This window comes from Streptomyces sp. NPDC048664 (assembly GCF_040650555.1).
Lineage (GTDB): Bacteria > Actinomycetota > Actinomycetes > Streptomycetales > Streptomycetaceae > Streptomyces.
The window spans coordinates 15,010-37,119 of record NZ_JBEZHK010000008.1 but is presented as its reverse complement, the minus strand read 5'-3'; the positions used below and the strand labels follow the sequence as shown (position 1 = coordinate 37,119).

The following is a 22,110-nucleotide window of genomic DNA, read 5'->3' as shown; positions in this document are numbered from 1 at the left end:
CGCGTGTTGTTCAACGTCGTGTACGGAATGCTCTCCTTGATCACGTGGAGCGCGTTCGCCTTCAAACTGAGAGACCTGGCCCGCGACTGGCGCAACAAGGAGTTGCAGCGGCTGTGCCTCGCGATCGCCACGTTCGCCGCGCCGTTCGGCTTCGCCATCCCCGCGGTGTACGTACGGGTCGACGCGCTGTTCGGCGCGCCCAACATCTCCTCGCTGATCATCTACACCACCGTGGAGGTCTGCCTCACCTCGTTCCTGGCCCTCCTCGTCAGCTGGTCGTCCGCGCAGTCGACCGTCCGGCTCCGCCACCGGCTGATCCTCGGATACGCGCTCGCCACGGTCGCCACGAACTGGGTGCTGTTCTTCCTGGGGGACGCCACCGACACGTCGCACGCCCTCGACTTCGACGTCCACTACGCGAGGACCGCGTACATCTGGGAGTTCCTGCTCGTCCACCAGACCCTGTTCACGGTCAGCATGGTCGGCCTGATCCGGCTCTGCTGGCGCTACGCGAAGATCGTCGGCCAGCCCTGGCTGCGTCGCGGCCTGCGCACCGTCACCGTGGGAGCGGTCGCCGGCCTGGGCTACTGCCTGCCCAAGGCCCTCTCCCTCGTCTGGGACAAGCTCGGCATCTCACCCCTCGGCTTCCTCAACTCCGTGGTCGCCCCCATGTTCGCCAGCGTCGCGGCCGCTCTCTTCGCCGTGGGGTTCACCATGCCGGCCTGGGGCGTCGGCCTCGGCAGGGCCCTGTCATGGATGTCCGACTACCGCACCTTCCACCGGCGCTACCCGCTCTGGCAGGCGATCACCCGCGCCTTCCCCGAGGTCGTCCTCCTTCCCCCGCCGACCTCTCGCAGGGAGCTGGCACGCGACCTCCGGTTCTTCCTCGGCCGCCAGGTGATCGAGATGCTCGACGGCGAGATGAGACTTCGCCCCCACCACGACGCGGACATCAGTCGCATGACACGGGACCTGGCAGCCACCCACCACCTCACCGGTGACGAGGCGGACGCCGTGACAGAGGCCGCGCACATCGCCGCGGCCCTTCAGGCCCGGTCCACCGGCCATGGGGTGCCGGAGGGACACGGCACGGACTTCGACGACGCCGCGGGCGGCGACCTCAACGAGGAAGGTGCCCGTCTGACCCGGGTCGCCGACGCCTTCCGCACCTCCCCCGTCATCCCCGCCGTCCTCGAACGGCTCCAGTCGGCGAAGGCGGACGCATGAGCAGCACCGAACCGACCGGCGGTGTCCCGTCACTGCTCGGTGACGCACTCGTCGCCGACCCCCATGGCGCCTACGCCCGGCTCCGGGCAGCCGCCCCGGTCCACCGCACCACCACTCCCGACGGCGAACCCGTGTGGCTGATCACCCGGTACGCCGAGGCCCGCGCGGCTCTGGCGGACCCCCGGCTCTCCCTGAACAAGGCGAACGCCCGGACCAGCGGCGAGTACACCTCGTCCATGCCGCCCGAGCTCGACGCCCACCTGCTCAACATGGATCCGCCCGACCACACTCGCCTGCGCCGCCTCGTCGCCAAGGCGTTCACTCCCCGTCGCGTCGAGGGCCTGCGCACGCGCGTCCAGAAGCTGACCGACGAACTCCTCACCCCGTTGTCCGGCCGACGCGTGGACCTCGTCCACGCCCTGGCCGTCCCCCTGCCGATGGGTGTCATCTGCGAACTGCTCGGCATCCCGGAGACGGCACAGCACGACTTCCGGGCCTGGACCGACACGCTCTTCTCCCCGACGCCGGGAGCGGCGACGGAGTCACGCACGGCGATGGGCCAGATGCACCAGTTCCTCAAAGGTGTCATCGAGGACAAGCGCAACAGCCCGACCGAGGACCTCCTGTCCGCCCTCGTCCACGCACGCGACGACCGCGACGCGCTCACCGAGCCCGAACTCGTCTCCCTGGCGTTCCTCACGCTGTTCGCCGGCTACGACAACGCCGTCCATCTCATCGGCAACACGGCGCTGAGTCTGCTGCTGCACCCCCGACTGCTGACGGCGGTGCGGGAGGGCGCCGTCCCGATACGGTCGGTGGTCGAGGAGACTCTGCGCTGGAACCCGCCCTTCGCACTGGCCGTGCGCCGCTTCGCCCTTGAGGACGTCAGCATCGGAAACGCCCTCATTCCCGCCGGCAGCCGCGTGTGGGTCTCCCTCGCCTCGGCGAACCGGGACGGGCGGGAGTTCGCGTCCCCCGACGTGTTCGACCCGGGCCGTGCACCGACCCATCTGGCGTTCGGCCACGGAGTGCACTACTGCCTCGGCGCCCCGCTCGCACGGATGGAAGCGGAGATCGCCGTAGGGTCCCTCGTGGAACGGTTCCCCGCACTCGAACTGGCCGCAGCGGCCGATGAGCTGGAGTGGTGGCCGACGTTCCACAAGAGGGGGCTGCGCAGTCTCCCTGTCACGACCGACTGACGCGACTCCCGCGCGCCGTCGGGCCGGTGGCTGCCGCTGACTGCCGGTCTGCGAGTGACTCCGCGCAGACCTGGGCCAGGACGACATCGTCCGGCTGTGACCTCATCGACCCGGCTGTCCCCTCGAACTGGCCTATGGCTCCGAGGCGATGCTCTCACCGGGCCGGTGGAGGCAGGGTCGCCGAGGTGAGGTGGTCCAGGACGTTGGTGATGTCGAGCATGCGGTTCAGGAAGTCGGGCCGGTTGTCCAGGTGCAGCAGCACGTCGGTGGCGACGGCGCGGCGGTGGATCATGAGCAGGGCCGACAGCCCCGAGGAGTCGATCCACTGCAGGTCCCGGAAGTCCAGGCGCACCTCGTGGAGCGCGGGGCGTCGGGCGAGGTGGTCGGTGACGGTGTCGAGGAACTCGTCGCTGGTGTCGTAGTCGAGTTCGCCGGTCACCCGCACGGTCAGCGTGGACGTCCCACGGTGGGCGGTGACGGTGAACTCGGTGGGGTGCGGGTCGGTGGCGTGCGGGTCGGTGGCGTGCGGGTCGGTCATATGCGGGTGCCCGTGTCGGGGACGAGGTGGGTGGGGCGGTCGCCGAGGGCGTCGGCGCCCCGGTGGATGAGGCCGAGGGCGCGGGGGAAGTCGTGCAGTTGGGCCGCGAGGAGGTCCAGTCCCGCGAGGAGGGAGCGGGCGGGGACGTGGCGGGCCTGGAGGATGTCGGCGGTCCAGGTCGCGAACGTGGTGAAGAGGTCGGGGTCGTCGACGTACAGGGCGGTGGCGAGGAAGTCGACGATGTGGGCGATGTCCTCCGCGGTGCGTTCGCGCTGGGCGTCGGTGTAGGCGCGCAGGGGCGGGAAGCGGTTCTCCAGGTCGACCAGGGTCTGCTTCACCAGCTGGGCCCGCGATCGGACGAGCATGGTGTATTCCTGGTCGGCCAGGTGCGGGAGGTCGTCGACGACCTGGCGCATGGCCGAGGGGGCCGGCCGCGGGATCCCCGCGTCGAGTGCGTGGGCCGCGTCGCGCGCGTCGCGGGCCCACCGGTCGGCGCCGAGCGAGCGGGCGTGGCGTCCGTCGGCGCCGAAGGCGCGGCCGCCGGCCATGACGGGCACGCCTATGGCCTGGCAGGCGGTGATGGCGGCGTGCGCGGTCGGCAGGTGGGTGGGCATCGAACCGGACAGCAGGACCGCGTCGGGGTTGGTCTGGTGCAGATGGGCGATCAGGTGCGGGGTGGGGGTCTGGGCACCGAGGTAGTCGACCTGCCAGCCGCGCAGATGCAGGATCTCGGCGACCAGGCGGGCGGGGAACGCGTGCCACTCGCCGTCGACGCAGCTCACCGTCACCCGGCCGCGCCGCGCAGGGCGTGGCGTGTCGTGCCGGCGGTGCGCGAGGGCGGCCATGGCGCGTTCGTTGATGGCGGTGGCGGCGTGTTCCTGGGCCACCGTGAGGCGGTCGGCGGCCCACTCGACGCCGACCTTCTCCTGGACCGGCGCGATCACGTCCAGGAGCAGTGACTCCTGGTCCAGGCCCGCGGCCAGCGCGTCGTGCAGCACGCCGACGGCCGCGTACTCCTCGCCGGCGACCAGGGCCCGCCACAACAGGTCTCGCGCCGTGGCGGACATCATCGGTTCCTCACGTCGTGCTCGTCGCGGCCGTCGGCCGGCGTCCGGGGCCCGGATCTGGGCGCGCTGATCGCGACGAGGGCCATGTCGTCGTGGCGGCCGGAGCCGAGCCACTGGGCGGCGAGCATCTGCACCCGTTCCACGACCGCCTCCGCGGGCAGTCCCGCGCACTCGGCCAGTGACCTTCGCAGGCGACGTTCCTCGAACATCTCGTCGCCGAGGGGGCCGCCGCGGGCCTCGGTGATGCCGTCGGTGTAGAGGAGGCAGGTCTCGCCGGGGGCGAGCACCGTCCGCGCGGTGCGCACGGTCACGGTCGGCAGGGCGCCGACCAGGGTGCCGCTGGTGGGGGCCTCTTCCACGGTGCCGTCGGTGCGGACGATGAGCGGGGGCAGGTGGCCGGCGCTGGTCAGCCGCAGATGGACGCGGTCGTCGTGGTGGCGCACCGAGGCCAGGACGAGGGTGGCGAAACGGGTGTGATGGGAGCTGAGGAGTGCCCCGTTGAGCAGGTCGAGCACCCGCTGGTGGTCGTCGGCCAGGGGAAGCAGGGCGTGCAGGGTGTTGCGGATCTTGCCGGTCAGGACCGCCGCGTCCAGTCCCTTTCCCGCGACGTCTCCGAGGACGACCAGGGTCTCCCCCGTGGCGTCGGGCCCCGGATGGACGTCGTAGAAGTCACCGCCGACCCGCCCATGGTCCTTGGCGGCCCGGTAGCTGCCGGCGTAGTCCACCCCGTGCACCCGGTGCAGCGAGGGCGGCAGCAGCTCCCGCATCAGGGTGGCGGTGACACCGGCCTGTTCCGCGTACAGGCGGGCGGCGGAGAGGGCGGCCCCGGCCCGGGCGGCGAACAGCCGGGCGAAGACCTCCTCGCCGTCGGTGAACGCCTGCTCGGTGCTGGAGCGCAGCAGGATCAGTGCCCCGGCGGGGACTCCGTGACCCGGGAGAGGCGTGACGATGACGGAGCCGACGGGGCCGGCGAACCCGTCGGGGATCACCCAGTCGGGGATGTCGCCGGGGTCGATCCAGCGGGCGGGGACGGGGGGAAAGCCCTGGAGAGCCTCGGTCAGTCCGGGCACGCTCCGGGTGTCGATCTTCTGCGTGACCTGGGTGACCGGTCCGCCGCGGCGGGCGTGGGTCAGGGGGTGGCGCCGGCCCTGCGCCGGGGCGACGAGCACCGCGGCCTCGGCGAGATGCTCCACGGCCATGGACGCGGCCACCTCCATGCAGCGCGGCACGTTCAGGGTCGACAGTAGCGTCGACGACACGTCGGACAGGACGTCGGTGCGCGCCCGCGCCTGGTGCAGCGCCGTCTCGGCCAGACGGCGGTCGGTGTCGTCGACCAGCCACCACACCGTGTCCCCGTCGGTCAGGACGGTGGGGTGCGCCTCGAAGTACCGGTCGTCGATGTGCCCCGCGCGCGGGCGGGGACCTTCGTCGCCCTGCGGGTCGGCGACGGGTCGATGTGCGTCGGTCAACCAGGAGAGCGGCGTGTCGCGCAGCCCGTCCCCGATCCCCGCCGTCGGCAGCAGGGCACTGGCGGCCTCGTTGAAGTGCGCGAGCGTGCCGTGCCGGTCGACGACCAGCACGGGGTAGGGGGCGTCACTCCACGTGGCGCCCACTCGGGTGTCGACGCCGCGCGGGCGGGCGGACGGACCGCGGGAAGCAGACAAAAGCGGGGGTACGCCTTGCGCACCCCACCACCTTCCTACCCTGGAGAACAGATGTCGTCCGGCAACAGTCCCGCATCCCCTTCGCCGATGCAACCCACCCCGGGGACCCGCAGGGGTGTCGCGAGGCCGAGGTGGGCCGTGACCTGCTTGCCGACGCCCAGCGCCATGGTGTGTATCCGCCCGCACAGGCGGGAGACCAGGTACAGGCCGTGTCCGCCGATACGGTGCGCGTCGGGCTCGTGCACGACGGGTGGGTGCGGTGAGCTGTCCCGTACGGCGATCCGCAGGCGGGTGGCGTCGGACGTCAGCTCCAGCAGGAGAGCTCCCGGTCCCGGCGCGTGCCGGATCGCGTTGGTGACCATCTCACTGACCACGAGCTGGGCGTCCTGGCTCGGCCGGTGGTCGGGATGGTGTCCGGCCCGGGCCAGCAGGGCGCGCACCGCGTGCCGGGCATCGGCGATGGACGCCCCGCCCCTGTCCCAGTCCATGCGGTACCGCAGGCGTGCCGTCTTGTGCTCGTCCCTCGCCGGCCTTCTCACCGGGATGGCCATGAAGTGCCTCCGTCGCTGGTTCGCCCATACCCCTGGTCACAGAACGTCGTTGGCCTACGGTTCTCGGCTACCCGTCGTGATCCCCTTCATGATGACCGCTGCTCACCGCTTCCGTGGCTGGGGCCGGTGTCGGCGATCCTGAAGTGATCGATCATCCCACTGATGGTCAACAGCCGTCGCAGGGCGGGCTGCAGGGGGCCGAGCAGGACCAGGGTCCGACCGTCGGCCTCGTGGCGCCGCCTGGCGTCGATGAGAGCGTTGAGGAGCATGCTGTCGGCGAAGGAGACCCGGGACAGGTCCACCGCCGTGACGGGCAGCGCTTCCCGGTCGGCCTCGTCCCACGCCGCTTCGAGGTCCTCGGCGTCGTCCTCGTCCACCTCGCCGCACAGCGTGATCACAAGGGTCTCCCCGTAGTGGGTGACGTGCACTTTCATCTCAGGGACCCGATGCATGGCGCCATCTTCACACCCCAGCGCTCGGCAGTACCAGCCAGGATCCCGGCCAGGACCGGTGCCCGTGAACGCGCGGCCGGCGTGAGGGTTTCGCGGCCGAAGGCCGGGTAGGCACGGGGGAGTCGGGGGCGGGAGCGGCCGCGCGCGACGGAACCCGCGCGACCTCCCGCCGCGTCCCCGCCCCCGGCCTCACCGGACCGCCCGCCCGGCCTCCACCCGGGTCGGGCCGGATGCCATGATGTCGGCCGCCACCCCGTGGTGGCTTTCGTGTGCGCCGACGAGAGGTCCCGGTATGGCCCGAGTGTTCCGTGTGAGCGGCGACATCGTCGTCGACGTCCCTCCCGACGCCGTCTACCGGGCCGTGAGCCGTCCCGCCGACATGGGCCGCTGGAGTCCGGAGAACCTGGGCACCGCGGAGGGCACCGGGAGCGGACCCGCCGAGGTGGGCACGAGCTTCGTCGGGCGCAACCGGCGCGGACGGTTCCGCTGGGTGACGCGGTGCACCGTCGTGGCCGCCGATCCGGGCCGCCGCTTCGCCTTCCGGGTCCACTCCATCGGGGTCAGGCGACCGTTCCTGCGCGTCCCCATCGCCGGCTGGGAGTACCGCTTCGAGCCGGTCGGCCCCGGCACGCGGGTGACGGAGACGTGGACCGACGACCGGCGCGCCTGGCCCGACGCCCTGACCCGCGCCTTCGACCGGGTCGCGACGGGAGGCAGCACCTTCGCCGACTTCCAGCGGCGCAACATCGCCACGACCCTGCGGAACCTCAAGCGGGAACTGGAGGCGACCCGGAAGGAGCCGTGGTGATCGACTACACCCCGGGCTTCGTGGTACGCTTGCCAAAGTTGCAGTTGTGGTACCCATGAACCTATGTGCGCCTGACGGGAACGTTAGGCGCACTGTTTGTTATCCGGCATCTCCGGATGGGGCCTCTGCCTACAGAAAGAGAATGTCATGGCACAGGGAACCGTGAAGTGGTTCAACTCCGAAAAGGGTTTCGGCTTCATTGAGCAGGACGGCGGCGGCCCCGACGTCTTCGCCCACTACTCGAACATCGCGACCCAGGGCTTCCGTGAGCTCCAGGAGGGCCAGCGGGTCAGCTTCGACGTGACGCAGGGCCAGAAGGGCCCGCAGGCGGAGAACATCGTCCCCGCCTGATCGCCGGACGCGTATCCGCTCACCGGGGTCCGCACCGTCATGGTGCGGACCCCGGTTTGTGCTGTTTCCAGGAAGGCAAGAACCGCATGTCCCGCAGGCCGCAGAAGTCGAACCGGCGCCCCTCGTCATCCCCGTCCCCAGTCTCGTCTCCGCAGGAGTTCCGGCTGCCGGAGAACGGGACCCCCGCACTTCCCGCCGTGGAGGACTTCGCCGCCCTGGACATGCCCGCAGGGCTGCTGAAGACGCTCACCGCGCAAGGGGTGACCAGCCCTTTTCCCATCCAGGCCGCCACGCTGCCGAACTCGCTCGCCGGCCGCGACCTGCTGGGGCGGGGACGCACCGGCTCCGGCAAGACCCTCGCGTTCGGGCTGGCGCTGCTCGCCCGCACCGCCGGACTGCGCGCGGAGTCCAAGGCTCCCCTCGCCCTGGTGCTGGTGCCCACCCGTGAACTCGCCCAGCAGGTGACGGACGCGCTCACCCCCTACGCCACGGCGGTGAACCTCCGGCTGGCCACGGTGGTCGGCGGGCTGTCCGTCACCAAGCAGGCCGCCACCCTCCGGCGCGGCGCCGAGGTGGTCGTGGCCACCCCCGGCAGGCTCAACGACCTGGTGGCCCAGGGCGACTGCGTGCTCGCCGACGTCCGCATCACGGTGCTGGACGAGGCCGACCAGATGACCGACATGGGCTTCCTGCCGCAGATCACCAAGCTGATCCAGCAGGTGCGTCCCGACGGGCAGCGCATGCTGTTCTCGGCCACCCTGGACCGCAACATCGACCGCCTGGTGCAGCGGTTCCTGACCGACCCCGTGGTGCACTCCGTGGACCCGTCGGCGGGCGCGGTGACCACCATGGAGCACCACGTGCTCCATGTGGCGGACGAGACCGACAAGAAGGCCGTCACCGCGCGTATCGCGGCCCGTGACGGCCGGGTCATCCTCTTCCTCGACACCAAGAGGTCCGCCGACCGGCTCGCCAAGCGGCTCCTCGCCGTCGGTGTCCGCGCGGCGGCCCTGCACGGCGGCCGCTCCCAGCCGCAGCGCAACCGCACCCTGGAACAGTTCAAGAACGGCCAGGTCACCGCCCTGGTCGCGACGAACGTCGCGGCCCGGGGCATACATGTCGACAACCTCGACCTCGTCGTGAACGTCGATCCCCCGACCGACCACAAGGACTACCTGCACCGCGGCGGCCGCACGGCACGCGCCGGCGGCTCGGGCAGCGTGGTCACGCTGGTCCTGCCCGACCAGAAGCGGGACGTCACCCAGCTCATGTCGCACGCGGGCATCCGCCCCCGTACGGCCCGCATCACGTCGACCGACGCGGAACTGGCCACCCTCACCGGCGCCCGCGAGCCCTCGGGCGTGCCCGTCACCATCGAGGTTCCCCAGCCGGCGGCATCCGCGGCCTCCCGCCAGGACCGGGAGCCCGGCACGGGCCGGCCCGGCGGGCGCTCCGGCCGCCGGCGCCGCAGCGGCGGCGGCTCCGGTGCGACGGCGGCGGGCGCGGCCCCCGCGAAGGGGGGCCGGAGCACGGACCGCCGGTCCGCGTCCGGGACGGCGGCCACCGGCGGCACCACCGCGACCGGTGGGCGTGGCGGCGCTCGTCGGCCGGAAGCGGGCGGCGCCAAGCAGGGCGCCGCCGCGGGCCGCGGCTCCGACCGCCGGGCCGGAACGGGAGCCGGCTCGGCGCAGGCCGGCCGCGGCTCCGGGCGGCGCTCGGCGAACGGATCGGGCACGGGCAACACGTCCGGCGGCGGGGGCCGCGGCTCCGACCGCCGCGGCGGTCGCCGTACCCCCGCCTCCTAGAGCCTGTCGCCGTATCGCCCGGAAGCCCTCGTACGTCCCGTACGAGGGCTTCCGGGCGATACGGCGAGTGGGGTTCCCCCCTGCTCGCAGAGTTCGGGGGCACGTGCCGGGCGTCGCGCGGCAGACGCCACTTTCGCGACAGGTCCCAGGGCGGCACGTCCGGGCCGAGGCCCGATCAGGCCCTGAGGGGGCGCGTGCGCCCCCTCAGGCAGGACCTCAGGCGCGCGAAGCGGCCCCGGTCCCTTCCCCGGCCCCGGTGGCTTCCTCGGCCCCGGCCGCCTCGACGGCGGGCAGGCTGTCCATGAAGGAGCTGACCGAGAAGACCGCGTTGCCCGGGCCGGGCGGGCCGTAGCCGGGCGGCGAGGAGAGGCCGAAGTCGTCCATGGTGGCGCGGTAGGCCTCCAGCAGACGGATGTGGTACTCCAGCGGCGCGCCCTGCGGGTTGGCCTTGCCGAGCGGGGTCGTCGGCTCCGGGCACCAGGTGGTGAAGCGGGGCGTGATGCCGTGCGACATGAAGAAGCGCAGGCCCTCGGTGGTGGACGCGATGGCCTCGTCCACCGTGGCGAAGCCGAAGGGCTCGGCCATCTCCACGCCCGCCACGAAGTTCGGGATCACGTTGCGCGCGCCGAAGACGTCGGCCGAGTCCAGGATGCGCCGGTGCCACTCGTCGCGGCCGACGTAGCGCTCCTTGCCGGGGCAGTACAGCTCGAACAGGCGCCGGTCCCACACCTCGAAGTTGGGGTGGTAGATCTGCACGCCGTAGTCCTTGAACCGCTGCACGTCGCCCTTCGGCAGCGCCTGTGCGACGACCTTGCCGATCCAGCGGCCCGGGAAGCGGTCCTCGATGGCCTTGGCGTAGTGGCCGTAGAAGTCGGCCTCGTCCCGCCCGGCGACCGTCTTGGTGATCGCGCCGCCGGTGAGGGTGTAGGCGGTGGACGCCTTGGCGGTGTCGTAGCGGTCGATGATCTCCAGGGCTTCGAGGACCTCCTCGACGTCCTTCACCCCGGTGTAGGGCCGGCCCGCCGCCTTGTGCTGGCGCCAGTTGTGGTTGATGTCGCAGTACTGGCATTCCTCCTTGGCGCCGAAGTACTGGCACACCCGGAAGACGGTGAGGTAGATGAGGTAGCCCCACTGGATGGTGGGCGCCACCTCCATCACGGACTTCCCGTTGGAGAGGGTGTGCCGGTAGTACTCGGGCATGGGCGGCACGCCCACGTCGGCGATCCGGCGCCCGTCGAGGTAGAGCCCGAGCAGCCCGTGCTCGTCGGCGGCCACGCGGTAGGGCGAGGCCGGGTTGACGCGCACGGAGACGACCGTGCGGCGCAGGTCGTACGGGCCGCCGGTGAGGATGATCTCCTCCGGGGGCCGCCGCAGCGCCGCCTCGCCCAGCTCGGGCAGCGTGCCGTGGTCGAAGGAGAAGATGAAGTACGACTTCGGCTTGACGTCCCCGCCCTCGTTGTCGCTGAGCGCGGACCGGTCGAAGGCGACACCGCCGCGCAGCAGGTCCTCCTTGAAGACGGCTTCCCGCGGTACGTGCGGGAACCGCTCCATCAGGTCCTCGACCAGCGCGGTGCGACTGTCGTCCATCCCGTTCTCCTCGCTCCCTGCGTATGTGCTCGGCTCCTCACGGTATGCCCCCGCCCGCGCGCCGGACGTGCCGGGTCCCCGCACGGCGGCGCGACACGGTCCAGGACGGGGCCGAGCCGGCGCCACGGTGCGGGTCAACCTCGACCACGGCCAGCACGGCATCGGCTCGCAGTCCTGCGGCCCCGGCCCGCTGCCGCGCCATGTCCTGCGCGCGGAGCCCGCCGCGTTCGCGTTCCTCTCCTCAGCGACCCGCCGACCCGCCGGCCGGACTCCCCTCGGCGGGTTCCGCCCGCCGCGCGATGCCCCGGGGGTGCGAGGGCTCCCGGGGGTCCACGGCCCCGTCGGCCCGGCCCGCGGCCTCCGGGTGGCGGGCGCGCACCGGGGTGAGCAGGCCCACGAGCGCGATGGCCACGGTGCCGGCGCCCGCCGCCGCGGCCACCGGCGCCGTGCCGTGATGCTGCGCCGCCCAGGTGATGACGGCCGCGCCGAACGGGGCCGCCGCGTAGTGGAGCGTCCAGAACGCGGAGGTGACCCGGCCCAGCAGGTGCTCGGGGGTCACCTGCTGGCGCAGGGACATGGAGCAGGCTCCCGAGATGGCGGCGCCGGTGAGCAGCAGCGCGGCCAGGACCGCGACCGACGGCAGGTTCCGGGCCCAGCCGATCCCGGAGATGGCGCAGCCGCAGACCGCCATCGCGGCGGCCCAGGTGGGGCCGAAGCCCAGCCGGCGCCGGATCCGGGCCACCAGCAGCGACCCGGTGATACCGCCCAGCGCGGCGACGGCCAGGACGGTTCCCACCGCGCCGTCGTTCTGCCCCAGGTCGTGCTTGAGGTGGTAGATGACCAGGTCGGTCAGGCCCAGTTCCAGGAAGCAGAACACGGTCAGCAGCCCGGTCAGCGCGCGCAGCACCGGGTGGCGCATCAGGAAGGCCACCCCGGTGAGCAGGTCGCGCCACAGCCCCGTGGCGCCCGTCGCCCCCGCCGTCTCGCCTTCCGTCCCGCTCCCGGGCCGGGCGGTCGGCGTGAACCGCAGGAAGGTGAGGCACAGCGCCGACACCCCGAAGCTCACCGCGTCCACGGCGACGGCCATGGCGGGACCGGCCACGGCCGCCACGAACCCCGCGCACACGGGGCCGGCGACCCCGGCCGCCGCCGCGGTGGCGTTCAGCCGGCCGTTGGCCGCGGTGATCCGCTCGGTGTCGACCAGGGAGCGCACGGCGGTGACGTAGGCGACGGAGAACAGCATGCCGACGGCCTCGCACAGGGGCAGGACCAGGTACAGCAGCCAGATCCTGGGGCCCGCGAGCCAGACCAGCGGGATCAGGCCGTAGAGCGCCATCCTCGCCAGATCGCAGGCGATCAGCAGCCTGCGGCGGTCCACGCGGTCGACCACCACGCCCGCGAAGACGGCGGCCAGCACGGACGCGGCCCCGCCGACCGCGGTCAGCAGCCCCATCCGGGCGACGGACCCGGTGGCCTCCAGGACGAGCAGCGGCAGCGCGATCAGCGCGAAGGAGTCCCCGAGCATCGAGAGGGTCTGCGCGGTCCAGAAGATCCCGAAATCGCGGCCCCATCCCGAGGCGCGTGTGTCCGACACCGGTGCGTCTCCCCCTGTCCTGCCCCCCTGCCAGGGCGGCCGAAGGGGTCACCGTACGGGGGCCGGATGGGCTCGCGCGAGGGGTTTTCCCTTCGCCGACTGCGCCGTTCGGCTGGTTGGCCGGGTCACCGGTGGGCCGTGCCGCCCGACCTTCGCCGACGCGTGCGCTACTGGGCGCATGAAGGCACCGACACTGTTCAAGGCGCTCACGGGCGTACGGGCCGGCCGCGGGTGGAGGCCCGTCGTCGCCGCGACCGCGCTCGCGCTCCTGCTGGGGCAGAGCGCCGCCGTGGCCGCGGGTCACGAGGCGCTCCCGCCGCGCTGCCCCGTCGTACCCCGGCCGCCGCACGGGGCGGTCAGGGTGCCGGCGACGACCGGACCGGCCCGGCTTCCCGGCGCGACGCGCCTGGTCGACACCGGGGTGTGCGTGCGCCGTGCGGTGGGGGTGACGGCGACGGGCCTGATCGGCGCCGGGACCCGCACGGACGTCGGCCCCGACGGCGACGCCGGGCGCGCCGGACCGCGCTTCGCCCTGCCCGGGGCACGGCGCTGGTCGCTGCTGGGCCGTGTCGGGCACGGGCCCTGGCGGTTCGTCGGCGCGGGACCGACGGTGCTGACGGGCGACGGTGAGCTGTATCTGGCCGTGAACGACGACTTCTACCGCGACAACAGCGGGTCCTTCACCGCGAGGGTCTCCCGGTGCACCTGCGGGAGCCGGTGCGCGCTGTTCGAGACCGACCTCGCGGACGACAGCCTGGCGGGTCTGGAGTCGACCTGCTTCGACCGGGGCGTGCCGGCGCGCCGGCACCGGCCCGGGCAGCCGCGGCCCTGACGGCACGGGCTGCCGCCCTTTCGGAATGCCCGCTCGGACGTGGCCCGGCATCGCGGTTCGCCGGGCCCGTCGTGCGTCCGCGGCCGCGTCGTGGCCGGTCGCGCAGTTCCCCGCGCCCCTCTGGGGCGCGCCGTGGGCACCGTGATCCGACATCGGTATCCCCGCCAAGCCCGCCCGGCCGTGCTGTCGGCGCCGCCGCGCGCTGGCACCGTCACGTGGTGTGACCAGGCCTGGGACGCCCCGGTTCCGGTCGGGACGCCCCAGGGTCTGGTGGCCGGGGTCCCGCATGCCTGGCACGCGCAACTCCCGTGGGAGGGGCCACGGTTGAAGCGGAAGACCCTCCGGTGTCAGATCTTGCGTCAACAGCGCTCCGGGCACCAGCCCCGCGTACCCGGCCAAAGGGTGCGGGGCCTGTCGGCATGGGGCGGGCGGGATCTTTACGCGAACAATTGGTTGCCGCACGGCAACTGAGTTAGTCTGCGACGTATTTTGTCATCCGGCCGAAGCGTGAACTGCGCAAACGCCGGGTGGCGAGCGGGACCGTTCGCGGGCCCGGTGCGGTTCCGAGCCCTCGGTGCGGGGGCTCTCCGGGAGCGGAACGAGGGTGCGCATGACCACCAGGACGACCGGGTCCGCCCAGCGGGCACCCCGTGAGCAGGAACTGCGGCAACTGCTGGCCGGACTGACCGCCGTGCGTGACGGCGACTTCGGCACCCGGCTGCCCGCCGACGGCGAGGGACTGCTCGGCGACATCGCCACGGTCTTCAACGGCATGGTGGACCAGCTGTCGGTGTTCACCTCCGAGGTGACCCGCGTGGCCCGCGAGGTCGGCACCGAGGGGACGCTGGGCGGACAGGCCGAGGTGCCGGGGGTCTCCGGCACGTGGGCGGACCTGACCGACTCGGTCAACGCCATGGCGGGCAACCTGACCACACAGGTGCGTGACATCGCGCAGGTGGCGACCGCCGTGGCCAAGGGCGATCTGTCGCAGAAGATCGACGTGCCCGCGCGCGGGGAGATCCTTCAGCTGAAGGAGACCGTCAACACGATGGTCGACCAGCTCTCCGCCTTCGCCGACGAGGTCACCCGCGTCGCCCGCGAGGTCGGCAGCGAGGGCCGGCTCGGCGGCCAGGCACAGGTGCCCGGGGTCGGCGGCGTCTGGCGCGATCTGACCGACTCGGTGAACTTCATGGCGGGCAACCTGACCTCGCAGGTCCGCAACATCGCGCAGGTGACGACCGCGGTGGCGCAGGGAGACCTCTCCCAGAAGATCACCGTGGACGCCCGCGGCGAGATCCTCGAACTCAAGAACACCATCAACACCATGGTCGACCAGCTCTCCGCCTTCGCCGACGAGGTCACCCGCGTCGCCCGCGAGGTCGGCACCGAGGGGCGCCTGGGCGGACAGGCGGACGTCAAGGGGGTGAAGGGCACCTGGCGCGACCTGACGGACTCCGTCAACTTCATGGCGGGCAACCTCACCGCCCAGGTCCGCAACGTCGCGCAGGTGGCCACCGCGGTGGCGCAGGGAGACCTCTCCCAGAAGATCACCGTGGACGCCCGCGGCGAGATCCTCGAACTCAAGAACACCATCAACACCATGGTCGACCAGCTGTCCGCCTTCGCCGACGAGGTCACCCGCGTCGCCCGCGAGGTCGGCACCGAGGGCAACCTGGGCGGACAGGCCATCGCCCGGGGCGTGTCGGGCACCTGGAAGGACCTCACCGACAACGTCAACGTGATGGCGTCGAACCTGACCGGGCAGGTCCGCTCGATCGCCCAGGTCGCCACGGCCGTCGCGCGCGGCGACCTGTCGCAGAAGATCACGGTGGAGGCGAAGGGCGAGGTCGCGGCCCTCGCGGACGTGATCAACACGATGGTCGACACGCTGTCCGCCTTCGCCGACGAGGTCACCCGCGTCGCCCGCGAGGTCGGCACCGAGGGGCGCCTGGGCGGACAGGCGCACGTCCCGAACGTGGCGGGCACCTGGAAGGACCTCACCGACAACGTCAACTCGATGGCCAACAACCTCACCGGCCAGGTGCGCAACATCGCGCTGGTGACGACCGCGGTGGCCAACGGAGACCTGTCCAAGAAGATCGACGTCGACGCCCGCGGCGAGATCCTGGAGCTGAAGACCACCATCAACACGATGGTGGACCAGCTCTCGTCGTTCGCCGCCGAGGTCACCCGCGTGGCGCGGGAGGTCGGCAGCGAGGGGCGGCTCGGCGGCCAGGCCGAGGTGGAGGGTGTCTCCGGCACCTGGAAGCGGCTGACGGAGAACGTCAACGAGCTGGCGGGCAACCTCACCCGGCAGGTGCGCGCCATCGCCGAGGTCGCGAGCGCCGTCGCCGAGGGCGACCTGACGCGCTCCATCAACGTGGAGGCGTCGGGCGAGGTCGCCGAGCTCAAGGACAACATCAACTCCATGGTCGAGTCCCTGCGCGAGACCACGCGGGCCAACCAGGAGCAGGACTGGCTCAAGACCAATCTCGCCCGGATCTCCGGGCTGATGCAGGGCCACCGGGACCTGCCCGTGGTCGCCGAGCTGATCATGGACGAGCTGGTGCCGCTGGTGTCGGCCCAGTACGGCGCCTTCTACCTCGCCGAGGACACCGAGCGCGGCCCCGAACTGCGGCTGGTGGGCGCCTACGGCCTCCCCGACGACGACCGGCCCACCCGCATCCCCGTCGGCCGCTCCCTGGTGGGGCAGGCGGCGCGCAGCCGCCGCGCCATCACCGTGAAGGAGCTGCCGCCCGGCTATGTGACCGTCTCCTCGGGGCTCGGCCACGCCGTGCCGAGCGCCCTGACCGTGCTGCCGATCGTGGTGGAGGACCAGGTCCTCGGCGTGATCGAACTGGCCTCGGTCTCCCGGTTCACCCAGACCCACCAGGACTTCCTGGGCCCGCTGATGGAGGCCATCGGCGTCAACGTCAACACCATCGTGGCCAACGCCCGCACCGACGAGCTGCTGGAGGAGTCCCAGCGGCTGACCGCCGAACTCCAGTCCCGTTCGGAGGAGTTGCAGGTCCAGCAGGACGAACTTCAGCGCTCCAACGGCGAGTTGGAGGAGAAGGCGTCCCTGCTCGTCTCGCAGAACCGCGACATCGAGGCCAAGAACCTCCAGATCGAGCAGGCGCGGCAGGAGCTGGAGACCCGCGCCCAGGAGCTGGCGCTGGCCTCGAAGTACAAGTCGGAGTTCCTGGCGAACATGAGCCACGAACTGCGCACGCCGCTCAACAGCCTTCTGATCCTGGCCCAGTTGCTGGCGCAGAACCCCTCGCGCAACCTCACCCCGAAGCAGGTCGAGTACGCGGGCATCATCCACTCCGCGGGCTCCGACCTGCTCCAGCTGATCAACGACATCCTCGATCTGTCGAAGGTCGAGGCGGGCAAGATGGACGTCAGCCCCGAGCGGGTGCCGCTGCGGCAGCTCCTGGAGTACGTCGAGGCCACGTTCCGGCCGATGACCACGCAGAAGAGCCTGGACTTCACGGTGACCACCGCGCCGGGTGCCCCGGGCGACCTGCTCACCGACGACACCCGGCTGCGGCAGATCCTGCGCAACCTGCTGTCGAACGCGGTGAAGTTCACCGAGCGGGGCAGCGTCGAACTGCACATCGAGCCCGCCGCCGACCGCGAGGTACCCGGGGGCGTGCACCGCGGGGGCACCGTCGTGGCCTTCCGGGTCAAGGACACCGGCATCGGCATCCCGCAGCAGCAACTGGAGACGATCTTCGGGGCGTTCCAGCAGGCCGACGGGACGACGAGCCGCAAGTACGGCGGCACCGGCCTGGGCCTGTCGATCACCCGGGAGATCGCGCATCTGCTGGGCGGCGCCGTCACGGTCGACAGCACCCCGGGCCAGGGCAGCACGTTCACGCTCTTTCTGCCCGTGGCGCGCCCCGACTTCGAGGAGCTGCTCGACGGCAGTGGCCGGGCGGCCCTCACCTCCGGGCTCGTGCTCGCCGAGCAGGTGGGGCAGTCCGGGGCGGCGCCGACCGCCGAGGTGGTGCCGGCACCCCGCCAGGAGGCCGCCCTCGCACCGGCGCCCCCCGGACAGCGCAGACGCAGGCTGCTGGTCGTGGAGGAGCGGCCGCGCGGTCTGCTGACGCTGGTCGCGGAGAGCGCGGTCGCGGACATCGCGCACGCTCACGATCCGTCCGATCCGCGGGGCGCCGTGGACATCATCACCGTCGTGGGAGCGCAGGAGGCGGCGAGCGCGCTGGCGGCCGAACCCTGCCACTGCGTCGTCCTGGAACTCGGCATGCCCGACGACGAGGGTGCCCGCTTCCTGGAGGCGATGCGAGGCGACTCCGCGCTCTCCAGCGTCCCGGTGCTGGTCCACAGCGGGCATCGCGTGGACCTCGAACAGGAGCAGGCGATGCGGTCCCGCTCCGGCGGGCGCCCGCTGGACTTCCTGTCCAGCCTGGACGAACTGCGCGAGCACATCACGCTGCACCTGTCGGCGGAGGAGCCGGGGGACGTGCTGTCCCTGGTCCGCATCGACGAACCCCAGCAGACCGCGGCGCAGCCCATGGACGACGCGCTCCTCGGCACCACGGTGCTCGTCGTGGACGACGACGCGCGCAACCTCTTCGCGCTCAGCGGGATCCTGGAGCTGCACGGCTTCAAGGTCCTGCACGCCGACAACGGCCGCCAGGGCATCGAGACGCTGCTGGACCACCCCGACATCGCGGTGGTCCTGATGGATGTGATGATGCCGGAGATGGACGGCTACGCCGCCACCGCCGAGATCCGCACCATGCCCCAGTACGCGAACCTGCCCATCATCGCCGTCACCGCGAAGGCGATGCCCGGGGACCAGGAGAAGAGCCTGGCCTCGGGGGCGAACGACTACGTCACCAAGCCCGTCGACACCAACGACCTCATCGCCCGCGTACGACGCTGGCTGCCCGTCTGAGCAGGGGGCCGCGAGCCATGAGCGACACACAGCGACCGCCGGCGGCCTTCGACGCCGGCGTCCCCGGGCACCGGCCCGGGCAGGACGCGGAGGAGGCGGCCTGGTCCGCCTCCCCCGTCGGCAGGCTCGCCGCCACGGTGGACCGGCTGCGCCGCGAGGTGCGGGCGGCGCACGCCGAGGCGGACGGGCGGGCCCTGATCGAACTGGCCAAGGGCATCCTGGTGGAGCGGCTGGGCTGCGGCCCGGCCCAGGCCGCCCGGCAGCTGGCCGAACTCACCGACCAGGCGGGCGTCACGCCGCTGGAGTTCGCGGTGGAGGTCATCAACCAGGCCTCGCGCGACCGGCTCACCGAGGTGACCAGCGCGTTCCTGGCGGTCGCCGCGGGTTCGGCGGGCGACGGGGGCGGCACCGCGGACGCCGGCCGGCCCACGGGCCGCTCGTCGGCGGTGCGGCTGCGGTCCGCCGAGAGCGGCGCGCTGGCCGCCGACGACACCCAGGCCGTCGCCGACTCCCTGCTGGAGCACGCGCTCGCCCCGCTCGGCGCGGTGGCCGTGGCCATCTGGGCCGTGGGCTCCGACGGCTCCCTCACCCTCGCGGGCAGCGCCGGGTTCCCGCCCGCCGAGGCCGGCCGCTGGCGCTACGTCCCCCCGGGCGTGACGACGGTGGCGCGTACGGGGCTCGCCGACCGGGCCGGGCACTGGGTCGGCTCCCTCGCCGAGAGCGGCCTGCCGTCGATCGGCCAGCACCACCACCCCGACGGCGGCCGGGTCGCCGTCCCCGCCGGAGCGGGCGGACGCATCCACGGGGTGCTGGAGATCGTCTGGCCGCAGCCGCTGGCCCCGCAGCCTCCGCAGATCGTGCGCCAGGTCGAGGCCCTGGCCGAACTGTGCGCGCACACCCTGGAGACGTACGCGCTGCGGCACCCCGACGGTGACCCCGGGCCCCGGCTCCTGCCGGACGTCGCGGAGCTGATCAACCTCGCCGACGGGTTGCACGACCCGGCCCTGGTGCTCGTACCGCATCTGGACGGCGACGGGCATCTGGTCGACTTCCGCATCCACCACGTCAACGGGCGCTTCCTGGATCCGGCGGGCCGGCCGCGCGGCGTGGTCAGCGGGGCCCTGCTGCTGGAGGCCTATCCGATGGTCGCCGGCCAGAGCGAGCTGTTCGAGCGGATCGAGCGGGTCTACGCCACCGGGGAGCCGTTCCGCGCCCATCGCATGAGGCTCACCGCCCTCGTGGACGACGTGCCGCTCGCGGCGGTGGCCGACATCAACATCAGCCGGCACGCGGGGAGCATCCTGCTGATCTGGCGCATAGAGGACGAGACGGCGCGTCTGGCCAGCCTGCTCCAGCACGCACAGCGCCTCGGCCGGATCGGCGGCTTCGAGGAGAACCTGCTCACCGGGGAGATCACCTGGAACGGGCAGCTGTTCGACCTGTACGGCCGGCCGCTGTCCGCTCCCCCGGTGCCCCTGGAGGAGCTGGCCGCCCACGCCCACGCCGACGACGCTGTGGCCATCGGCCGGTTCCTGCGGACCCTGCTGCACCAGCGGCGCCCCGCGTCCACCGCGTTCCGGCTCCAGCGTCCCGACGGGGTGACCCGGCACATCCGGGTGGTGGCGGAACCCGCGCTCGACTCCGACGGCCGGCTGTTCGTCGTGCGCGGCGCCTACCAGGACATCTCCGCCCAGCACTGGACGGAGGTCGCGCTGGCCGCCACCCGGGACCAGCTCGCCCACACCGAGCAGCAGGCCAGCGAACGCAACCGGCTCACCCTCCAGCTCCAGCACGCCATCATGCCCCCGGCCCAGGCCCCGCTGCTGGCGCCCGGGATCCGGGTGGCGGTGCGCTACCGGCCGGCGGAGACGGAGCAGTTGGTCGGCGGCGACTGGTACGACGCGGTCGTGCTGCCGTCGGGACTGACCCTGCTGTGCGTGGGCGATGTCGCGGGGCACGGCATCGAGGCGGCCACCAGCATGGTCGTCCTGCGCAACGCGCTGCGCGGGCTGGCGGTGACGGGCGCGGGACCGGGCCAGCTGCTGTCCTGGCTCAACATGGTGGCCCACCATCTGACGGGCGCCGTCACCGCCACGGCGGTCTGCGGGCTGTACGACCCCGAGAGCCGCAGGCTGCGCTGGGCGCGGGCCGGGCATCTGCCGCCGGTGCTGGTGCGCGACGCCGACGCGGCGGCGCTGCCCCTGGTCAAGGGGCTGCTGCTGGGCGCGGTGCCCGAGGCGGTCTACGAGGAGCACGAGATGCAGCTCGCCGCGGAGGACACGCTGCTGATGTACACCGACGGTCTGATCGAGCGCCGGGACCGTTCCGTGGAGGAGTCCCTCGCGCAGCTGCTGACGGCCGCGCGCACGGTGCCGCCGACGCTGGACCAGCAGCTCGACCGGCTGCTCACCTACAGCAGGTCGGACACCGACGACGACACCTGCATCGTGGGGATCCGCGTGTCGTAGCGGGCCACCGGGACTACCGTCGAGGCATGAGGCGCGCACCCGCTCTCGCCGAGGCCCTGGCCGCCGGGCCGCTCGTCCTGGACGGCGGGCTGTCGAACCAGTTGGAGGCCGCCGGGCACGATCTGAGCGACGAACTGTGGTCGGCACGGCTGCTGCTGGAGCGGCCCGAGGCCGTCGTCCGGGCGCATCTGGCGTACTTCCGGGCGGGCGCCGATGTCGCGATCACCGCCGGCTACCAGGCCACGTTCGAGGGCTTCGCGCGGCGGGGCGTCGGCCGGGGGCGGGCGGCGGAGCTGCTCGGGCTGAGTGTGGACCTGGCCCGGCAGGCCGCCGCGCGGGCGGGCACGTCGCGGCCCCTGTGGGTGGCGGCGTCCGTGGGCCCCTACGGCGCGATGCTCGCCGACGGCTCCGAGTACCGGGGCCGCTACGGCCTCACCGTCGCCGAGCTGGAGGCCTTCCACCGGCCGCGTCTGGAGGTGCTGGCGGCGGCCGGTCCCGACGTGCTGGCGCTGGAGACGGTCCCGGACACGGACGAGGCGGCGGCGCTGCTGCGGGCGGTGCGCGGGCTGGGGGTGCCGGCCTGGTTGTCCTACAGCGTGGCCGGCGACCGTACGCGGGCGGGGCAGCCGCTGGCGGAGGCGTTCGGGTTGGCGGCCGACGCGGAGGAGGTCGTCGCGGTGGGCGTCAACTGCTGCGCCCCCGAGGACGTGAGCGGGGCGGTGCGGACGGCGGTGCGGGTGACGGGGAAGCCGGTGGTGGTGTACCCGAACAGCGGGGAGGGGTGGGACGCGCGGGCCCGTGCGTGGGACGGGCGCGCCACGTTCACCGCGGGGGAGGCGGGGCGGTGGGGGGCGCGGTGGTGTGCGCAGGGGGTACGGGGGGTCGGGGGGTGCTGTCGGGTGGGGACGGATGTGGTGGCTGCCCTCCGGGCGGGGGTGGATGCGGGTGCGGGTGGGTGGGGCGTTTTGCGCAGTTCCCCGCGCCCCTGAAGGCGGGGCGCGCCGGTGTGTGGGTGGGGTGGTCCTTTGGGGGGTGTAGGCGTT

General features: G+C 72.7%; 16 protein-coding genes. 9 read left to right on the top strand and 7 right to left on the bottom strand.

Going from position 1 to position 22,110, the window contains the following annotated elements:
* The first annotated feature begins 3 nt into the window (after positions 1-3).
* The gene (locus AB0C59_RS11005) at positions 4-1,227 is read left to right on the top strand and encodes an MAB_1171c family putative transporter (protein ID WP_363002918.1); all 1,224 of its coding nucleotides are present in this window, start codon (positions 4-6) and stop codon (positions 1,225-1,227) included.
* The gene (locus AB0C59_RS11000) at positions 1,224-2,426 is read left to right on the top strand and encodes a cytochrome P450 (RefSeq protein WP_363002916.1); all 1,203 of its coding nucleotides are present in this window, start codon (positions 1,224-1,226) and stop codon (positions 2,424-2,426) included. Before AB0C59_RS11005 ends, AB0C59_RS11000 begins: the two co-directional genes overlap by 4 nt.
* Positions 2,427-2,580: 154 nt before the next feature.
* Here AB0C59_RS11000 and AB0C59_RS10995 read toward each other — a convergent pair whose 3' ends face one another.
* From AB0C59_RS10995 to AB0C59_RS10975, 5 genes are all read right to left on the bottom strand, one after another.
* Positions 2,581-2,964 carry an STAS domain-containing protein gene (locus AB0C59_RS10995; RefSeq protein WP_363002914.1) on the bottom strand — a complete coding sequence of 128 codons (384 nt, stop codon included), beginning with the start codon at positions 2,962-2,964 and terminating at the stop codon, positions 2,581-2,583.
* On the bottom strand, positions 2,961-4,034 hold the full coding sequence (locus AB0C59_RS10990) for a cobalamin-dependent protein (protein ID WP_363002912.1): 1,074 nt from the start codon (positions 4,032-4,034) through the stop codon (positions 2,961-2,963). The genes AB0C59_RS10995 and AB0C59_RS10990 overlap by 4 nt, the downstream gene beginning before the upstream one ends.
* On the bottom strand, positions 4,031-5,695 hold the full coding sequence (locus AB0C59_RS10985) for a PP2C family protein-serine/threonine phosphatase (RefSeq protein WP_363002910.1): 1,665 nt from the start codon (positions 5,693-5,695) through the stop codon (positions 4,031-4,033). The genes AB0C59_RS10990 and AB0C59_RS10985 overlap by 4 nt, the downstream gene beginning before the upstream one ends.
* Positions 5,696-5,730: 35 nt before the next feature.
* The gene (locus AB0C59_RS10980; RefSeq protein ID WP_363002908.1) at positions 5,731-6,246 is read right to left on the bottom strand and encodes an ATP-binding protein; all 516 of its coding nucleotides are present in this window, start codon (positions 6,244-6,246) and stop codon (positions 5,731-5,733) included.
* A gap of 86 nt (positions 6,247-6,332) precedes the next feature.
* The gene (locus AB0C59_RS10975) at positions 6,333-6,698 is read right to left on the bottom strand and encodes an STAS domain-containing protein (RefSeq protein WP_363002907.1); all 366 of its coding nucleotides are present in this window, start codon (positions 6,696-6,698) and stop codon (positions 6,333-6,335) included.
* 292 nt (positions 6,699-6,990) lie between these two features.
* Here AB0C59_RS10975 and AB0C59_RS10970 point away from each other — a divergent pair, with 292 nt between their 5' ends.
* From AB0C59_RS10970 to AB0C59_RS10960, 3 genes are all read left to right on the top strand, one after another.
* Positions 6,991-7,506 carry an SRPBCC family protein gene (locus AB0C59_RS10970; protein WP_363002905.1) on the top strand — a complete coding sequence of 172 codons (516 nt, stop codon included), beginning with the start codon at positions 6,991-6,993 and terminating at the stop codon, positions 7,504-7,506.
* A 147-nt stretch (positions 7,507-7,653) separates the two neighbouring features.
* Entirely contained in the window at positions 7,654-7,857 is a 204-nt protein-coding gene (locus AB0C59_RS10965; RefSeq protein ID WP_007502648.1) for a cold-shock protein, read from the top strand.
* A gap of 86 nt (positions 7,858-7,943) precedes the next feature.
* Positions 7,944-9,662: a DEAD/DEAH box helicase gene (locus tag AB0C59_RS10960; RefSeq protein WP_363002903.1), complete on the top strand. Its 1,719-nt coding sequence runs from the start codon at positions 7,944-7,946 to the stop codon at positions 9,660-9,662.
* Positions 9,663-9,878: 216 nt separating this feature from the next.
* Here the strand turns inward: AB0C59_RS10960 and AB0C59_RS10955 are convergent, their stop codons facing one another.
* Complete coding sequence (locus tag AB0C59_RS10955) at positions 9,879-11,249, bottom strand: radical SAM protein (RefSeq protein ID WP_363002901.1); 1,371 nt, start codon at positions 11,247-11,249, stop codon at positions 9,879-9,881.
* Between the two features lie 241 nt (positions 11,250-11,490).
* Entirely contained in the window at positions 11,491-12,843 is a 1,353-nt protein-coding gene (locus AB0C59_RS10950) for an MFS transporter (RefSeq protein WP_363002899.1), read from the bottom strand.
* Between the two features lie 178 nt (positions 12,844-13,021).
* Here AB0C59_RS10950 and AB0C59_RS10945 point away from each other — a divergent pair, with 178 nt between their 5' ends.
* The 4 genes from AB0C59_RS10945 (at position 13,022) to mmuM (ending at position 22,056) form a co-directional block, all read left to right on the top strand.
* The gene (locus AB0C59_RS10945; protein ID WP_363002897.1) at positions 13,022-13,675 is read left to right on the top strand and encodes a hypothetical protein; all 654 of its coding nucleotides are present in this window, start codon (positions 13,022-13,024) and stop codon (positions 13,673-13,675) included.
* A 610-nt stretch (positions 13,676-14,285) separates the two neighbouring features.
* Entirely contained in the window at positions 14,286-18,599 is a 4,314-nt protein-coding gene (locus AB0C59_RS10940; RefSeq protein WP_363002895.1) for a HAMP domain-containing protein, read from the top strand.
* Positions 18,600-18,616: 17 nt separating this feature from the next.
* Positions 18,617-21,067 carry a SpoIIE family protein phosphatase gene (locus tag AB0C59_RS10935; RefSeq protein ID WP_363002893.1) on the top strand — a complete coding sequence of 817 codons (2,451 nt, stop codon included), beginning with the start codon at positions 18,617-18,619 and terminating at the stop codon, positions 21,065-21,067.
* A gap of 26 nt (positions 21,068-21,093) precedes the next feature.
* Positions 21,094-22,056 carry a homocysteine S-methyltransferase gene (mmuM, locus tag AB0C59_RS10930; protein ID WP_363002891.1) on the top strand — a complete coding sequence of 321 codons (963 nt, stop codon included), beginning with the start codon at positions 21,094-21,096 and terminating at the stop codon, positions 22,054-22,056.
* Positions 22,057-22,110: the final 54 nt, after the last annotated feature.

What these genes read in the sequence shown, in the direction of transcription:
- AB0C59_RS10945 (WP_363002897.1), top strand. Translation starts at nt 13,022, where the DNA reads ATGAAGGCACCGACACTGTTCAAGGCGCTCACGGGCGTACGGGCCGGC.
- AB0C59_RS10935 (WP_363002893.1), top strand. Translation starts at nt 18,617, where the DNA reads ATGAGCGACACACAGCGACCGCCGGCGGCCTTCGACGCCGGCGTCCCC.
- AB0C59_RS10965 (WP_007502648.1), top strand. Translation starts at nt 7,654, where the DNA reads ATGGCACAGGGAACCGTGAAGTGGTTCAACTCCGAAAAGGGTTTCGGC.
- AB0C59_RS10990 (WP_363002912.1), bottom strand. Translation starts at nt 4,034, where the DNA reads ATGATGTCCGCCACGGCGCGAGACCTGTTGTGGCGGGCCCTGGTCGCC.
- mmuM (WP_363002891.1), top strand. Translation starts at nt 21,094, where the DNA reads ATGAGGCGCGCACCCGCTCTCGCCGAGGCCCTGGCCGCCGGGCCGCTC.
- AB0C59_RS10955 (WP_363002901.1), bottom strand. Translation starts at nt 11,249, where the DNA reads ATGGACGACAGTCGCACCGCGCTGGTCGAGGACCTGATGGAGCGGTTC.
- AB0C59_RS10975 (WP_363002907.1), bottom strand. Translation starts at nt 6,698, where the DNA reads ATGCATCGGGTCCCTGAGATGAAAGTGCACGTCACCCACTACGGGGAG.
- AB0C59_RS11000 (WP_363002916.1), top strand. Translation starts at nt 1,224, where the DNA reads ATGAGCAGCACCGAACCGACCGGCGGTGTCCCGTCACTGCTCGGTGAC.
- AB0C59_RS10960 (WP_363002903.1), top strand. Translation starts at nt 7,944, where the DNA reads ATGTCCCGCAGGCCGCAGAAGTCGAACCGGCGCCCCTCGTCATCCCCG.
- AB0C59_RS10995 (WP_363002914.1), bottom strand. Translation starts at nt 2,964, where the DNA reads ATGACCGACCCGCACGCCACCGACCCGCACGCCACCGACCCGCACCCC.
- AB0C59_RS10940 (WP_363002895.1), top strand. Translation starts at nt 14,286, where the DNA reads ATGACCACCAGGACGACCGGGTCCGCCCAGCGGGCACCCCGTGAGCAG.
- AB0C59_RS10980 (WP_363002908.1), bottom strand. Translation starts at nt 6,246, where the DNA reads ATGGCCATCCCGGTGAGAAGGCCGGCGAGGGACGAGCACAAGACGGCA.
- AB0C59_RS10970 (WP_363002905.1), top strand. Translation starts at nt 6,991, where the DNA reads ATGGCCCGAGTGTTCCGTGTGAGCGGCGACATCGTCGTCGACGTCCCT.